The sequence below is a fragment of the Bacillus sp. FJAT-25509 genome (genome assembly GCF_001420605.1).
Classification (GTDB): Bacteria; Bacillota; Bacilli; order Bacillales; family Bacillaceae_G; genus Gottfriedia.
The window spans coordinates 36991-51976 of sequence record NZ_LJIZ01000013.1 but is presented as its reverse complement, the minus strand read 5'-3'; the positions used below and the strand labels follow the sequence as shown (position 1 = coordinate 51976).

18 protein-coding genes are annotated in these 14986 nt (G+C 33.7%); 7 read left to right on the top strand and 11 right to left on the bottom strand.

The window, feature by feature from the left end; translation table 11 throughout:
* Positions 1-161: 161 nt before the first annotated feature.
* Both AN960_RS07630 and AN960_RS07625 read right to left on the bottom strand, forming a co-directional pair.
* A complete protein-coding gene (locus AN960_RS07630; RefSeq protein ID WP_056469188.1) occupies positions 162-674 on the bottom strand; it encodes a YwhD family protein in 513 nt (170 codons plus the stop codon).
* A 10-nt stretch (positions 675-684) separates the two neighbouring features.
* A complete protein-coding gene (locus tag AN960_RS07625) occupies positions 685-1353 on the bottom strand; it encodes a site-2 protease family protein (RefSeq protein WP_056469185.1) in 669 nt (222 codons plus the stop codon).
* 162 nt (positions 1354-1515) lie between these two features.
* On the opposite strand from AN960_RS07625, the gene thmT reads away from it, so the two are divergent.
* Positions 1516-1701, top strand: coding sequence for a 2-hydroxymuconate tautomerase (gene thmT, locus AN960_RS07620; RefSeq protein WP_056469182.1), 186 nt, complete (start codon positions 1516-1518; stop codon positions 1699-1701).
* A 126-nt stretch (positions 1702-1827) separates the two neighbouring features.
* Here thmT and AN960_RS07615 read toward each other — a convergent pair whose 3' ends face one another.
* Positions 1828-3141 (bottom strand): HD domain-containing protein, encoded by a 1314-nt coding sequence (locus tag AN960_RS07615; RefSeq protein ID WP_056469180.1) that lies wholly within the window; start codon positions 3139-3141, stop codon positions 1828-1830.
* A 759-nt stretch (positions 3142-3900) separates the two neighbouring features.
* A complete protein-coding gene (locus AN960_RS07610) occupies positions 3901-4128 on the bottom strand; it encodes a YuzB family protein (RefSeq protein WP_025671004.1) in 228 nt (75 codons plus the stop codon).
* A gap of 221 nt (positions 4129-4349) precedes the next feature.
* Between AN960_RS07610 and AN960_RS07605 the strand changes: the two genes are divergently transcribed.
* Positions 4350-5192, top strand: coding sequence for an RsfA family transcriptional regulator (locus AN960_RS07605; protein ID WP_056469938.1), 843 nt, complete (start codon positions 4350-4352; stop codon positions 5190-5192).
* 95 nt (positions 5193-5287) lie between these two features.
* Here the strand turns inward: AN960_RS07605 and AN960_RS07600 are convergent, their stop codons facing one another.
* On the bottom strand, positions 5288-6211 hold the full coding sequence (locus AN960_RS07600) for an iron-hydroxamate ABC transporter substrate-binding protein (protein ID WP_056469177.1): 924 nt from the start codon (positions 6209-6211) through the stop codon (positions 5288-5290).
* 196 nt (positions 6212-6407) lie between these two features.
* On the opposite strand from AN960_RS07600, the gene lipL reads away from it, so the two are divergent.
* Positions 6408-7256, top strand: coding sequence for an octanoyl-[GcvH]:protein N-octanoyltransferase (gene lipL, locus AN960_RS07595; RefSeq protein ID WP_056469174.1), 849 nt, complete (start codon positions 6408-6410; stop codon positions 7254-7256).
* 177 nt (positions 7257-7433) lie between these two features.
* On the opposite strand, the gene pta is transcribed toward lipL, so the two are convergent.
* Positions 7434-8405: a phosphate acetyltransferase gene (gene pta, locus AN960_RS07590; protein WP_056469166.1), complete on the bottom strand. Its 972-nt coding sequence runs from the start codon at positions 8403-8405 to the stop codon at positions 7434-7436.
* A gap of 235 nt (positions 8406-8640) precedes the next feature.
* On the opposite strand from pta, the gene hemQ reads away from it, so the two are divergent.
* The 3 genes from hemQ (at position 8641) to gerQ (ending at position 10453) form a co-directional block, all read left to right on the top strand.
* Complete coding sequence (gene hemQ, locus AN960_RS07585; protein ID WP_056469164.1) at positions 8641-9387, top strand: hydrogen peroxide-dependent heme synthase; 747 nt, start codon at positions 8641-8643, stop codon at positions 9385-9387.
* A gap of 222 nt (positions 9388-9609) precedes the next feature.
* On the top strand, positions 9610-10038 hold the full coding sequence (locus AN960_RS07580) for a cell wall hydrolase (protein WP_056469162.1): 429 nt from the start codon (positions 9610-9612) through the stop codon (positions 10036-10038).
* A gap of 28 nt (positions 10039-10066) precedes the next feature.
* The gene (gene gerQ, locus AN960_RS25430; RefSeq protein ID WP_056469160.1) at positions 10067-10453 is read left to right on the top strand and encodes a spore coat protein GerQ; all 387 of its coding nucleotides are present in this window, start codon (positions 10067-10069) and stop codon (positions 10451-10453) included.
* Between the two features lie 51 nt (positions 10454-10504).
* Here the strand turns inward: gerQ and AN960_RS07570 are convergent, their stop codons facing one another.
* Together AN960_RS07570 and AN960_RS07565 are read right to left on the bottom strand one after the other, a co-directional pair.
* The gene (locus AN960_RS07570; RefSeq protein WP_056469157.1) at positions 10505-10870 is read right to left on the bottom strand and encodes a DUF423 domain-containing protein; all 366 of its coding nucleotides are present in this window, start codon (positions 10868-10870) and stop codon (positions 10505-10507) included.
* 18 nt (positions 10871-10888) lie between these two features.
* The gene (locus AN960_RS07565) at positions 10889-11176 is read right to left on the bottom strand and encodes a YwdI family protein (protein WP_156339640.1); all 288 of its coding nucleotides are present in this window, start codon (positions 11174-11176) and stop codon (positions 10889-10891) included.
* 139 nt (positions 11177-11315) lie between these two features.
* Here AN960_RS07565 and AN960_RS07560 point away from each other — a divergent pair, with 139 nt between their 5' ends.
* Positions 11316-12128 (top strand): Cof-type HAD-IIB family hydrolase, encoded by an 813-nt coding sequence (locus tag AN960_RS07560; protein WP_056469152.1) that lies wholly within the window; start codon positions 11316-11318, stop codon positions 12126-12128.
* 56 nt (positions 12129-12184) lie between these two features.
* Here the strand turns inward: AN960_RS07560 and AN960_RS07555 are convergent, their stop codons facing one another.
* From AN960_RS07555 to AN960_RS07545, 3 genes are all read right to left on the bottom strand, one after another.
* Positions 12185-12853, bottom strand: a complete 669-nt coding sequence (locus tag AN960_RS07555; RefSeq protein WP_056469149.1) for a uracil-DNA glycosylase — start codon at positions 12851-12853, stop codon at positions 12185-12187.
* Positions 12854-12929: 76 nt separating this feature from the next.
* Positions 12930-13913, bottom strand: a complete 984-nt coding sequence (locus tag AN960_RS07550; RefSeq protein WP_056469146.1) for a YeiH family protein — start codon at positions 13911-13913, stop codon at positions 12930-12932.
* A 112-nt stretch (positions 13914-14025) separates the two neighbouring features.
* Positions 14026-14952, bottom strand: coding sequence for a glycosyltransferase family 2 protein (locus AN960_RS07545; RefSeq protein WP_056469143.1), 927 nt, complete (start codon positions 14950-14952; stop codon positions 14026-14028).
* Between the last annotated feature and the right edge of the window lie 34 nt (positions 14953-14986).

Genomic DNA, 14986 nt, shown 5'->3' with positions numbered 1-14986 from the left:
ATTTTTTATATAATTTACCAAAAGAAAACTCGTCAATTGGCGAGCCTTAGGGCGAAGACAGAGACGTAGTTGCACTTATACTTAATACTTAAAATTGGAAACTACGTGGACTTTCCTTCTTCGCTGCCAATTTATACTTACTTAATGTGCAAAAAAGTATACTATCCTAAAAGCACAGTTTTTAATTGGTCAGATGAATTATTCCACATCTCTTCATTGTGCGATTTTAAGAAATCGGCTAATAATTTGCGAGACTTTTCATCCATCTCTTCAACCATTATTTTTCGTTTCATTGCTTTATCCATTTTATTTACGTGGTCAGGAAGAAGTTTATATCCCCTTCTAGCTTCACGATCAACCGTCATATAACAGCCAGTTACTCCAGCATAATAAGGTCCACTTTCAGTTCGCTCCGTTGCGACCCACACTAACCAATATGGTTTTCCATTAGGAACTTCATCCTCATTTGTTAAAAACTTGATTCCTTTTTCAACTGAACTTCTTGCATGCATTGCACCGATATCTACAAAAACATCATTCTCTTGTATATCTATAAAGACTGGAGAAATATTTTCTAAACTAATTGCTCCAACACCGAATCCGCCATGCCCACTCGTTGAATCATTTTTTAATATATTAAAACCTAGTGATTTCTTTTTTGGTTGTTCAGACATTATGCCCCTCCTAAAAAATTAATGGTGTAACGATTGAATTAATCCAGTGGAAAACTGAAGGTATAGCAACCTGGAAAATTGGCTGTATTGTATAGTTATCTAATGGAGTTAATACTAAAACTAAAAATACAAATGCTCCATATTGCTCGTATTGTGACATTTTTGCACGAAGGTCATTAGGAGCCAAATCCTCTAAAATTCGATATCCATCTAATGGCGGAAGAGGAATTAAGTTAAACACAAATAATACGATATTCATTTGAACGAAAATATTAAAGAAAGAATCTAAAGTCATTGATAGCGATTGTGGGAAAGAATGAAAAAATCCGAACTTATACAATAGTGAATAAGCGATTAAACCAAGCGTCGCTAGTATTAAATTACTAATCGGTCCCGCTGCTGTCGTTAAGATACCCGCTAATCTAGGATGTTTAAAGTTATGGCGATTTACAGGAACTGGTCTTGCCCAACCAAAACCTAAAATAATAATCGCAATTGTTCCGAAAATGTCTAAATGTCTAAATGGTGAAAGCGTTAATCTGCCTTGTCTTTTTGCAGTGTCATCTCCAAATTTATAAGCTACATAAGCGTGCGCAAATTCGTGAACTGATAACGAAATCGCAACAACTAGTAATATTAATGGTATATCTTTTAATGGATATTGAAAAAATGATCCCATTCTTTACTCCTCTCAAGAAATTACTGTTTTACTTAACTGAACGGTTAATTTATTAATAGTTTAATTTATTCTTTATGATTTCTTCAATGTTAATCGATTTAATCGTTATTATTCTGACTTCCTGAGTTATAATAAAAATGACAAAACGAAGGAGGTCATAATATGCCATACGTTACAGTAAAAATGCTAGAAGGTCGCACTGAAGAACAAAAAAAAGCTTTAGTAGAAAAAGTTACTTCAGCTGTTAGTGAAACAACAGGTGCTCCAACCGAAAAGATTGTTGTTTTCATTGAAGAAATGACAAAAAACCATTATGCCGTTGCAGGTAAACGCCTAAGTGACGAATAGAATTCCTTACATACATCAACAGTAAACGTCAGACTGCCCGCCAAACGCTTTCAATCAGTCTGAAAAACAAGTTTTTAGTACTTTGTCTAAATAATGAGTAAACGGAGTAACTTCCGTTTACTGTTTTTATCTTCTTTTAGCCCCTGCTATTTCTTCAATCATTTCGATTACTTTCTTTTTCTTTTCATCAGGATTGCTATAAATTAAATCATGAGGAAAATATAACTTAGAATCGAATAACTTTTTACCAGTTATTCCATCTACTAGCTCTGATTTACGCGAGATTTCTTTCAAATCCCCGTTCGTTTGTAATAGTAGAATCGGCTTCTTTCCACCTTCTTCACCATACCTAAAGTAATCATAAGCCTCGTCTGAAATTGTATCGATAACTAAATAGTATTCTGGGTCTATATCTATTTCTAAAAATAACTCTTTTAGTTCAGCAAACTTTTCAGTATGCTTTTGCGTATCAAAGTCTACATATTGAAATAATTTTCTACTTAAGAACCGTTGACACAGATCACCTAAGATTTGGTCAGATTCCTCCTGCCATACTTGGAAATAATACAAAAGGACTGATTCATCTAATTTGATATATTCATCTAAGTCAACTTTCCCCTCAAACAATTGACCAAAATGAACTGGTACATAATTAAAATGGTAACCTGTTTCATGCAAATATTTAGCCCTTTGTAATATCTTTTGTAAAATAGCTTCTGCACTTCTAGACACAGGATGAAAGTATACTTGCCAGTACATCTGGAATCGACTAATTAAGTAGTGCTCAACAGCATGCATACCTGATTGTTTAATAACGACACCATCAGGTCGAGGACGCATAATTCTCAAAATACGTTCCATATCAAAATTACCGTAACTTACACCAGTGTAGTATGCATCTCTAAGAAGATAATCCATTCGATCTGCATCAATTTGGCTTGAAATCATGCTCGTAACTAACTTATTCGCCGATGTTTTCTCAATGACTTCCGACACTTTCTTAGGAAAGTCATCCCCTACTTTTTTTAGAACATCATTAATTTCTGTTGAACCCTCAATAATTTCTCTCGTTAATTCTTCATGATCTAAATTAAATATCTTTTCAAATGTATGCGAAAAAGGACCATGACCAACATCATGTAATAATCCAGCACAAAGAGCTAATAAGCGATCATCATCATTCCAATCAGGACGACCAGAAAAAACATCATCTACCATACGTCTTATAATTTCATAAACGCCAAGCGAATGAGTAAATCGACTATGCTCAGCTCCATGAAACGTCAGATATGTAGTACCAAGCTGTTTAATTCTGCGTAGTCTCTGAAATTCTTTTGTTCCGATTAAATCCCAAATAACTTGATCTCTTACGTGAATATAACGATGTACGGGATCTTTAAATACTTTTTCCTCATAAAGCTTTTGGAAACGATATGACATATGTTGGCCCCCTTTCAATATGTACACTAATTCTTTATATGCTAATTGATTTACTTTCTGAACAGGACTCTTCTATCTTACTCTTTGTAGTCCGAAGCGTTAGCCCCTCGAGGTCATAAGCCAAATTCCAATGAAGGTAAAAACCAAAATTAAAATATGTATTTTATGATGTCTAGTTCCGAAAGCTAGCTCTTCGGTAATATTCCATCCATCTTCGAAGTGGAAAGATCGCCACTTCTTCAGCTGAATGGAGATATTCCCTTCAGAGCTGAACAAGCTTTCTCCACATTTCAAATTGTCTAGCTACAGGCGTTAGCCCCTCGAGGTCATAAGCCAAATTCCGATGAAGGTAAAACCAAAATTAAAATATGTATTTTATGATGTCTAGTTCCGAAAGCTAGCTCTTCGGTAATATTCCATCCATCTTCGAAGTGGAAAGATCGCCACTTCTTCAGCTGAATGGAGATATTCCCTTCAGAGCTGAACAAGCTTTCTCCACATTTCAAATTGTCTAGCTACAGGCGTTAGCCCCTCGAGGTCATAAGCCAAATTCCGATGAAGGTAAAACCAAAATTAAAATATGTATTTTATGATGTCTAGTTCCGAAAGCTAGCTCTTCGGTAATATTCCATCCATCTTCGAAGTGGAAAGATCGCCACTTCTTCAGCTGAATGGAGATATTCCCTTCAGAGCTGAACAAGCTTTCTCCACATTTCAATCTATTATATCAAAAAAACGCTCCTGAAGATGAAGGAACGTTTAATTCTTACCTAGTTTTGACTTTATCTTTACAAGTAGATCATCTTCGTTTGGTGCAGATAAAGGGCGATTGTTTACGAAACAAAATGATTTTTTTCGTCCTGGTCCACAGTAAGATTGACAACCAATTTTAATCTCTGCTTCATCATCTATTCTTTTTAAGCGAGGGACTAATGTTTTAATATTTGTCGCCTGGCAGTCATCACATATTCTAAATTCATTTGACATTTTTTTACAATCCTTTCTGTTCTAAATTGAACATACTCAGCAGTAATTTTACTCGTTCCAAAAAGGACATGCAAGTTTTCCAATTAAATCACTCCAAATAGTATTCTACTATTTTCTATTTTTTGTATAGTTTTCTATTTTTTTGTCCAAACTTCTATTAATCAGCTACGAAAATAAACCAATTTAATTGAATAAAAGAAAGTTGAGGAGAATTTTCTATGATGAAATTAAGACAAGATGCTTGGACTGAAGAAAATGATTTACTTTTAGCAGAAACCGTTTTACGTCATGTGCGAGAAGGTAGTACCCAATTAAATGCCTTTGAAGAAGTAGGCGATGTTTTAGAACGTACCTCGGCTGCATGTGGTTTTCGTTGGAATGCTGTAGTTCGCTATAATTATGAAAAAGCACTTCAATTAGCAAAGAAATTCCGAAAAGAAAAGCTTCGTCACGCTAAAGGTGAAGATGCTAAGAAAAAGTTATTATATACACCTTCTGAATCTAGTTATATACAAACAGATGTATCTAGTAATTTTGATCGTTATTTAAATGATGAACAAGACTTAGAATATGGTGTTGAACTCGATCAAGAATTTGGTTCTTTTGTGGAAACTGATAATGAAAATGACACAACTGTTGAAGTAACGCATAATGATGAACCAACAACTGAGATATTTTCAAGTATTCCTTCAGTTCAAAGTCAGTATCAATCACAGACTACGCCAGCTTCACCAGTGAATACTAGAAAAAGTTCAATTACAATGTTTGATGTCATCCAGTTCTTACAAGGTCTTTCAAGTAGTCAGATTGGTAGTGATCGTTTAGTCCGTGAAAATGATCAACTAAAAAGAGAGCTTATTCAATTGCAGGAACGAAATTCACAGTTACAGAGACAAGTAGAAAAGCTTGAAAAAGATGCTACTACTGTTCAAGAAGACTATGAAACAATGATGAAAATAATGAACCGTGCTAGAAAATTAGTACTATTTGAAGAGGAAGAGAAACCAGCAGCAACATCCTTTAGAATGGATAAGAACGGAAATTTAGAAAAAATTGCAGAATAACATTGTCGGTTATAATATAGAGGAACTAAATCTTGGTTTTGATTTAGTCCCTCTATTTTTATGTTCACTAATTTTGAAATTCCGACTACAATCTATTAATTTTCTAAAAATGATTTTTTAAAGAATGCTAGCTGTTTTTCAAGTGTAACTGGGTCACTAAACGAAGCGCCATTGCCAAGCATTTCGTATACACGATTATTTTTTACAGCTGGAATAGATTTATATGTATCTGTTTTCTGGAACGATATATCTGCATCTGCGTATTTACTTAAAATAATGTAATCTCCTGCATATTGTGGCAGCACTTCTGTAGAAAGCGTGTAATAACCATCTTTTAAAGCCACTTCTTTTACTTTCTCAGGCATTTTTAATTTCATTGCTTGGTATAGTATTTCAGTTCCTCGGGCCCAATTATTACCGAATACATATAGCTGTTTATCATATGATTCAAATACTGATACAGTTGCATTTTCACCAATTTTAGCTCGAATTTCATCTCCTGCTTTTTCCGCGCGTTGTTTAAAGTCACCAACCCATTCTCTGGCTTCCTTCTCTTTGTTTAACAGTTTACCAATTTCGATATGCTGTGCTAAATAATCTAACTTACCCCACGTGTATGTAACCGTTGGAGCAATCTCTTTCAATTTATCTATGTTTTTAATAGTTGATAACCCAATAATTAAATCCGGTTTTAACTCAATTATTTTTTCAAGATTCTCATCTGATACTTCCGCTACATCCTTTAATTCTTTCGTAAAAGTTGGATTATTCTTTGACCAAACATCTACCCCAACAACATTTACTCCTAAAGAAATGACATTACCCGTAAAACCTGAAAGTAAGATAACGCGTTTTGGATGTGTTGGTACTTCAACGGGACCAGTTTCTGATTGATATGTAAATGTTTTAGATTGATCGTCCATATTTGAAGTGCTAGCCTTCTTATCTGACGAATTATGACTACATGCGCTCGTGATTAATACAAAAATAAGAATAAACGGTAATAATAACTTTTTCATTTAAATCTCCTTTTTTTATTATTATCAACCTTATACTTAATTGATAACGATTATCATTTTCATTACTTTATTTACTATATGTTTGATTTAAATTATTGTCAACCTATATTTACTATTCAGAATATGAAGTTTTTTTATTTAGTTTAAAATCATGCTAAAATAGGAAAACAAACGCAAAACGCAAGGGGCTTATTTAATGAATCAACATTTGAATCGGTTACAAACAGATGAAATACGTTTTATAGACGGCTCAACTTTAGGGCCATCCTTTGAGGCGATCCAATCTTTTGCATTAGATGACACATTATGTACAAAAATTGGGAAAATGGAGTCTCCAACAACAATTCGAACATGGGTACATCACAATACAATCGTTCTAGGAATTCAAGATACTAGACTGCCGAATCTAACAAATGGGGTTAAATTTCTTAATGACCATGGATACAAGGCAATCGTACGAAATTCAGGTGGGCTTGCTGTTGTTTTAGATGAAGGTGTTTTAAATATATCTATCCTCTTTCCAGAGGCTGAACATAAGCTGCAAATTAATGACGGCTATGAAACGATGTATGCACTAATTCAAGATATGTTTAAGGACTTAACAGATAAAATAGTTGCTAAAGAAATAGTCGGATCATATTGTCCAGGAGATTTTGATTTAAGTATTGATGACAAGAAGTTTGCGGGTATTTCTCAACGTCGGATCCGTAAAGGGGTTGCTGTTCAAATTTATTTATGTATTAACGAAAGTGGTTCAAAACGTGCTTCAGTTATTAAAGATTTTTATGAAATTGCGATTGATAACAAAGAAACTTCGTTTAAATATCCTACAATTATTCCTGATACAATGGCATCTCTTTCCGAACTACTATCATTAAATCTTACAGTGACGGATGTAATGACAAGACTACTTCAATCTTTAATTAAATTAACTCCAAAATTAACTCCTAACTCTTTACTTGATGATGAAATAGAATTATATAATTACCATTTGCAACGAATGATCGATCGTAATTCGGAAATAAGTTCTATGCAAGAAAGATAAGAGCAGAATAAGGATTTTATAAATTGAAAAAACCAAAAGGCTGAAAAATACCTTTTGGTTTTTTGGTTTTTTCTTATATACAGGTTTAATCAATAAACACAAAGTGTTCTAATAAAAAATGAGTGCTCATAAGTTCATTGACTTAAGAGCACTCTTTTTACTTAACACAAGCCCTAATTATAGAGCTTGAGCAGCTGTGATGATTGATAATTTATAAACGTCTTCACTGTTACAACCACGAGATAGGTCATTAACAGGCATATTTAAGCCTTGTAGGATTGGTCCGATTGCTTCAAAGTTACCTAAACGTTGAGCAATTTTGTAACCAATGTTACCTGCTTCTAAGCTTGGGAATACGAATGTGTTAGCATCACCTTGAATAACTGAATGAGGAGCTTTGCTTTTTGCAACAGATGGTACAAATGCTGCATCAAATTGGAACTCGCCATCTAAAGTTAATTCAGGAGCAAGCTCTTTTGCAATTTTAACTGCTTCTGCAACTTTTTCAGTTTCAGGCGATTTTGCAGATCCTTTTGTTGAAAAGCTTAACATTGCAATTTTAGGGTCAATGTCAAATAGTTTAGCTGTTTTTGCACTTTCAATTGCAATTTCAGCTAAGTCTTGGCTATTTGGGGCAATATTAATCGCGCAATCTGCGAATACGTATTTCTCATCTTCACGAACCATGATAAATACACCAGATGTTTTTGTAACGCCTGGTTTTGTTTTAATGATTTGAAGCGCTGGTCGTACTGTATCTGCAGTTGAATGTGTTGCACCACTAACTAATCCTTGAGCAATGTTTGCATATACTAACATCGTTCCAAAGTAGTTTGGATCTAATAATGCTTTACGAGCTTGCTCTTCAGTTGCTTTTCCTTTACGGCGTTCAACAAATGATGCAACTAATTGCTCCATTTCTCCATAAGTAGATGGGTCTAAAATTTCTACTCCTTGAAGTTCTAAACCTAAGCTACTTGCTTTTTCTTTCACGCTTTCAACATTACCTATTAAAATCGGTTTTAATACATCTTCTTTCGCTAGTCTGTCAGCTGCTGTTAAGATTCTCTCATCTGTACCTTCTGGTAAAACAATCGAAATACCTTTACCTGATACTTTTTGTTTAATGCTTTCAAATAGATTGCTCATAATAGCCTCCGAAATCTTTAAAATTATTTTATTTGTACATAATTAGAATAAAACCTTTTTAGTATAATGAAAAATATAATATATTTAATAAAGCGCTATCATTTAAAGTAAATTAATTCCTAATTTTCAAACTAAATTTGAATACTGTATAATTTTGTATGTTTTTACAAAATACTTTTATTTGTAGTATGCTATATAAATGAAAATCAATACGATAACGTTTGGGGGATTTAAAATGAGTGAAGCTGCAAAAACTTTAGATGGCTGGTATTGTTTACATGATTTTAGAAGTATGGATTGGCATGCTTTTAAACAATTAAGTAGTGATGAGCGTCAACTAGCGATTACAGAGTTCCAACAAGTTTTCTCAAAATGGAATCAAGTTGCTGATTCTGGTGAAGGTAGCCATGCTATTTACAATATTTTAGGTCAAAAAGCAGACATTATGTTTATGGTTTTACGACCTACAATGGATGAGTTATTACATATCGAAACAGAAATTAACAAAACTACATTATCTCAATTTTTGATTCCAACTTATTCATACGTTTCTGTTGTTGAATTAAGTAATTACTTAAGCGAAGAAGATGGCGATCCATATCAAAATCCGCATGTTCGCGCTAGACTTTACCCTGCTTTACCAAAATCTCAATACGTATGCTTCTATCCAATGGATAAAAAGCGTGAAGGTGAAGATAACTGGTACATGCTTCCTTCAGGTGCTCGTAAAGAAATGATGTACAGTCACGGAAAAATTGGTCGTGGTTACGCTGGTAAAGTTAAACAAATTATTACTGGTTCTGTTGGATTTGATGATTATGAATGGGGCGTTACTTTATTCTCTGAAGACGTACTACAATTCAAAAAATTAATCTATGAAATGCGCTTTGATGAAGTAAGTGCTCGTTATGGAGTATTTGGTTCATTCTTTGTTGGAACAATTCTAAAAGAAGATGGATTCTCGAAATATCTTTACGTATAATTGAATACTTTAGAGTATCCACTGAATACGATCAGTCATAGTATATAAATTAAAAGACTTCTCTTTTTTGAGAAGTTTTTTTTATTTTCCTATTGGAAAAGAAGTCATATGTTTCTTTCAATTTTAATATAGTTACAGTAGTGAACGAACTAATTAGTCCTCGCTTTCCGATCACCAATGGGATTCATGCAGAATATTTAATTCGGATGAGGAGGCTTTTTTATGGCTGTAATTCGTTTTACCGATGCTGAGGTTTCTTTGCTTGCAAGATTAATGCGTGCTGAAGCTGAAGGTGAAGGTCAACAAGGTATGTTAATGGTTGGAAATGTCTGTGTTAATAGGGTTTTATGTGATTGCTTAGATTTTAGAGACATTCGAAGTATATCAGATATGGTTTATCAAAATCCTGGTGGATTCGAAGCTGTTCAAAAATCTTACTTTTACCAACGTGCCAGGGATCAAGATATTGAACTATCTAGAAAAGTAATAGCAGGGCAACGTTTTTGGCCAGCCACTTATGGCCTATGGTTCTTCCGACCTGCAGGTTCATGCCCAGGAACTTGGTTTAACCAAAAACTAGCAGGAAGATTTAAATCACATTGCTTTTATCAACCAACTTCTCAAGATTGTCCTAAAGTTTACAGTGTTTAGTTTGATTTAACTAAGGGAGGTTTTTTCTTTGAGTAATCCTTACGAATATTATCCAAATCTTTATCGTGCGGCGCAACCTGCCCAAGGGCAAGGACAACAAACCGGACAGGGGCAAGGATATGCAGCCCCATCAGGCGGTATGATTACCCAACAAGGTCAAGTTACCGCCTCGGCTAGTATGTTTGAACAATCCTATGTAGAAAATATACTTAGAGCCAATCGTGGGAAAATTGCTACGGTTTATATGACGTTCACTGGTCACCAGCAACAAGTATTTGTCGGGTATATTATGGGAGCTGGACGTGACCATATTGTACTCAGAGATGTAAATACAACCAAAACATTCGTATTGTTGACAATTTACTTAGATTACGTCACATTTGACGAAGAAATAGCTTTACCTTATCAACTATAAAAAAAAGTGTTCAATATAGTGCAATAATTGCACTTTTATTGAACACTTTTTTTATTTCATTACTGAAATCCCTACTAAAATCCAAGCTACTAAAAATGCTAAACCACCTAATGGTGTAATTGCACCTAGTATCTTAATTCCAGATACACTTAATATGTACAGGCTTCCTGAGAATAAGACGATCCCTATAATAGATAACCATCCCGCCCACATTAATTGAGTCGTTGAACCAAATTTATCAATTAAAAATGCGATAATAAATAGTCCACCTGTTTGGAACATTTGATATTGAACAGCCTTTTGCCAAATTTGAAGCGATTTTTCGGAAATTTTCCCCTCTAGTCCATGTGCTCCAAATGCACCTAATGCGATTGATAAAAATGCAAAAATACTACCAAATAAGAAAAATAGTTTCACTTTTTCTCCCCCTTTATCTTAAAAATCTAATAATGATCCACTTTGTTCCGAGTCATCTAATTTAGGCATCACAGAAGGTCCGGACATAATAGGCTGACTTGGTATTGATTGAACGATACTACTAGTTATTATATTCTTTGGAACCTCTACACTGCCCTCGTCTTCAAGAAGCAACTCACATAAAGAACGAATACTGGCAATTCTTTCTCGTAACTGTCCAGGTTTTTGCGTACTTACTTTTGCCTTATGTAACTCATTTTCAATTTGCTGGATTACTTTTTCTACACTGATATTCAGATAAATCACCACCAAACTTTATTAACACAATCCAATAAACCCTATTATACTATGGCTTTTTTCTGAAAGCGAATACCAACCAAATTAAGCACTATTTTAATCGAACGGTGGTATACTAAAAAAGTTAATTTTTAGGAGGTAATGTAATTTGAACTATAAAATGATCGTTTTGGATATCGATGACACACTTTTAACGGATCAACATGTTATTTCGCAAAGAACGAAGGAAGCTTTACTCAAAGCTCAAGATATGGGTGTAAAAGTAGTGTTAGCTTCCGGTAGACCAACCTTTGCAATGCATAAGTTAGCTGAGGAACTATTACTACATGATTATGGTAGTTATGTTCTATCATTTAACGGGGGGATCATTACTGACTATCAAACAAAAAATAATGTTTATGAATGTAAGCTAACAAAAGAGCAAGCACATGAACTTTATGAGATTAGTAAGAAACATAATGTCTTCGTTCATACATATGTTGAAAATGATATTATTACAGAACAAGGGAATCAATATACTGATATTGAAGGCCAACTCACAGGCATGCAAATTAAAGAAGTAAGCAGCTTTACCAAGCATGTGCAAAATGACGTTGTGAAGTTGTTAATGTTAGAGGACCCAGAAAAACTAGCTCAAGTTGAAAAGATACTCCAAAAAGAGCTTGAAGGTAAAATTAGTGTCATGCGCTCGAAGCCGTTCTTTTTAGAACTAACAAACAGTGAGGTAGATAAAGGTAAAAGTCTAAATCACTTAATTCAAATTTTAGGAATACGACAAGACGAAGTAATCGCTGTAGGAGACGGATATAATGACCTACCGATGATTAAATTTGCGGGTCTAGGTGTTGCGATGGGAAATGCTCCTGAAGAAATTAAGCAACAAGCAGATTATGTCACTGCTACAAATAATGAAGATGGCGTGGCTAAAGTCGTTGAAAAGTTTATATTGAGTAATAAATAATAAACACAAAAAAAGGTTGTCTAAAAAGACAACCTTTTTTAAATCCCATTTATAGGCTACTCAACTGTCCAATCAATCGGTTCCAGTTGAAGTTCTACTAGTTTTTGGTTAATTTGTGAAAATGGTTTGCTATCAAAGAAACCTCTACTAGCTGACAATGGACTTGGATGATGTGATTTTAATATTACATGGTGGTTACTCGTAATCAATTCTTCTTTAGCTTGAGCATGTTTACCCCATAGTACAAAAATAATCGGACGTTCTTGCTTATTTAACTCGGATAAAATCGTATTCGTAAATAGTTCCCACCCTTTATTTTTATGGGAATTTGGTTCCCCTTCACGAACAGTTAAAACAGTATTTAATAATAAAATCCCCTGTTTTGCCCAATTATTTAAATATCCGCTCGTAGGTATTTCTAACCCTAAATCACTATTTAATTCTTTATAAATATTTCTTAAAGAGGGCGGTATTTTTACTCCCGGTAATACAGAAAAACTTAACCCATGCGCTTGACCTGGCTGATGATAAGGATCTTGTCCAATTATCACTACTTTACAATCTTCATATGAACACTCGTTTAATGCCTGAAATAAATGCTCTTTGGCAGGGTATATTGTTTGTTCTTTGTATTCTTTTTCAAGAAATTGCAATAAATCTTTAAAATACGTTTTTTCAAACTCTGGTTTTAATTTTTCTCTCCAATTTGATGATAGGTTAAACAATGAAATACCACCTTTCCTGACGAAATTTCCCGAGAAATAGATATGAATTGTTGTTTTTTGTCGTTGTTCGCGTTTATTAATAGATTACTTGAATTAATAAAATTGCTATGATGATTTGAAATCCTACGATGCTTAATGCATAAAGTGAAAGTGACTTCCCTTGTTTAATGATCATTTTTAGATTTACATTTAAACCAATTGCAGCGAGTGCAATAATTTCAAATAAGTGACTAGTCTTATTCGAAATATTCGCAGCCCAACTTGGTATCACTCCCAAACTATAAAAAACACAAAGGATGACAAATCCAATTACGTACCAAGGAAATTGGATTTTTACTTTTTCAATCGAATCCTCCGCTAAGTGTCTTCTTTTTATAGAAGATAAGCTAAAAACTACAAAAACTAAAAAAACTACTCGAATCAGTTTAAATAAAGTGGCATAATTCTTTACTTCATCATTCACTAAACTACCACTAGCAACTACTTGTCCCACTGATTGTAATGTACTTCCGATTAGTGCAGAGGTCGGCAATGTTTCTGAGTGATATAATACAGATGCTATTAAAGGCAAAATAAACATTAAGACTGTTCCCATCATATTTACAAGTGTCACAGCCAGTCCCTTTTCTTCTTGAGTTGCTTGTATAGCTGGGGCTGTTGCGCCAATTGCTGATGAACCACAAACTGCATTTCCACTTGCCATTAAATAGCTAAAATTCAAACCAAAACCTAGTTTTTCGCCTAACCAAATCGTAAAAATGATGACTAAACACATTTGTATCACGATTAACAAAATTCCTTTTAATCCTAATAAGCCAATCATTTGAATGCTGATCGTTGCACCTAATAAAAATATTGAGATCTCTAATAATTTACTTTCTGCAAACTTTCTACCGCCTTCAAAATAAGGCTTTAAGTGTATTGTATTACCGACAATCAATCCGATTAATATTGAAAATGTAGCTGCTCCAACCGGCAATATATAAGAAAGTGTTTCACTAATAAGTGCAATAAAAAGGCAAAGAACTACCCCTGGAATAGCTTTATAAAGATTCCCCATATTATTCTCCAAGCTTTCATTAAAATATTATTCTATCTTTAAATATTATGTAATGAAAAAAGAAATTCGACAAGATTCTTGTCGAATTTCCAAATTTATCATATCGTGAAATTTAATCTTCATCATAGCTTGAAGACTCAACAATGTATTGGGGTCTTCTTTTTGTTTCGTAATAGATCTTACCTAAATATTCGCCTAATACCCCAATCATCAAGATTTGAACTCCGCCAAATAACATAATGAAATTGGAAATCGTATATAAACCAGGAATTCTAATCCCAACAAAAATTACTTTAAAGCTCATCATAATAAAAATTACAAGACTTATTCCAATTAATAATAATCCGACTTTCGTTAACAACCTCAATGGTCTAGTATTGAAACACAATATATACTCAATGGATTTTTTTACCGAATCTAGTCTTCTTACTTCTGACTCTTTGTTAATGATTCTTGATGTTATTTCATACTCAATCGTTTTTATTTTGTAACCAATCCAGTTAAAAATACCTTTTGAATAGCGATTTGATTCTGGCATATTTAAAATAGCATTCACTACTTTTCTGCTTAATAAACGAAAGTCTGATTCATTTTGCAAAATATCAGGGTCCACAAATTTTTTAATGACCTTCTCAAAAATGCCTTTTTTCGCTTTTTTAAGAACTGAATTCTCTATTTTTTTTGAAGCCACTACATGGTTATGACCTTTTTTGTATTCATCCATCATCTCTAAAATAACATTCGGTGGATGTACGAAGTTTCCATCCATTAGGATGACAACATCGCCTTTTGCATGTTCAAGTCCAGCACAAATTGCTCCCTCTCTTCCGAAGCGGCGGGTAAACGAGATATATTTCAAATGACTGCTATGATTTGCAACAACTTGAAGTGCTAATAATGTATCATCTTCACTTCCGTCGTTTATATAAATAATTTCATAATCTTCTTTTAGTAACTTTATTGTATTTGATAAATCAACGTGAAATCTCTCAAAATTTTCTCCATTGTTATAACAATATACAACAACTGATAATTTCATACAAAACACCTACTTCTCCTAAAAGCTATGAAGA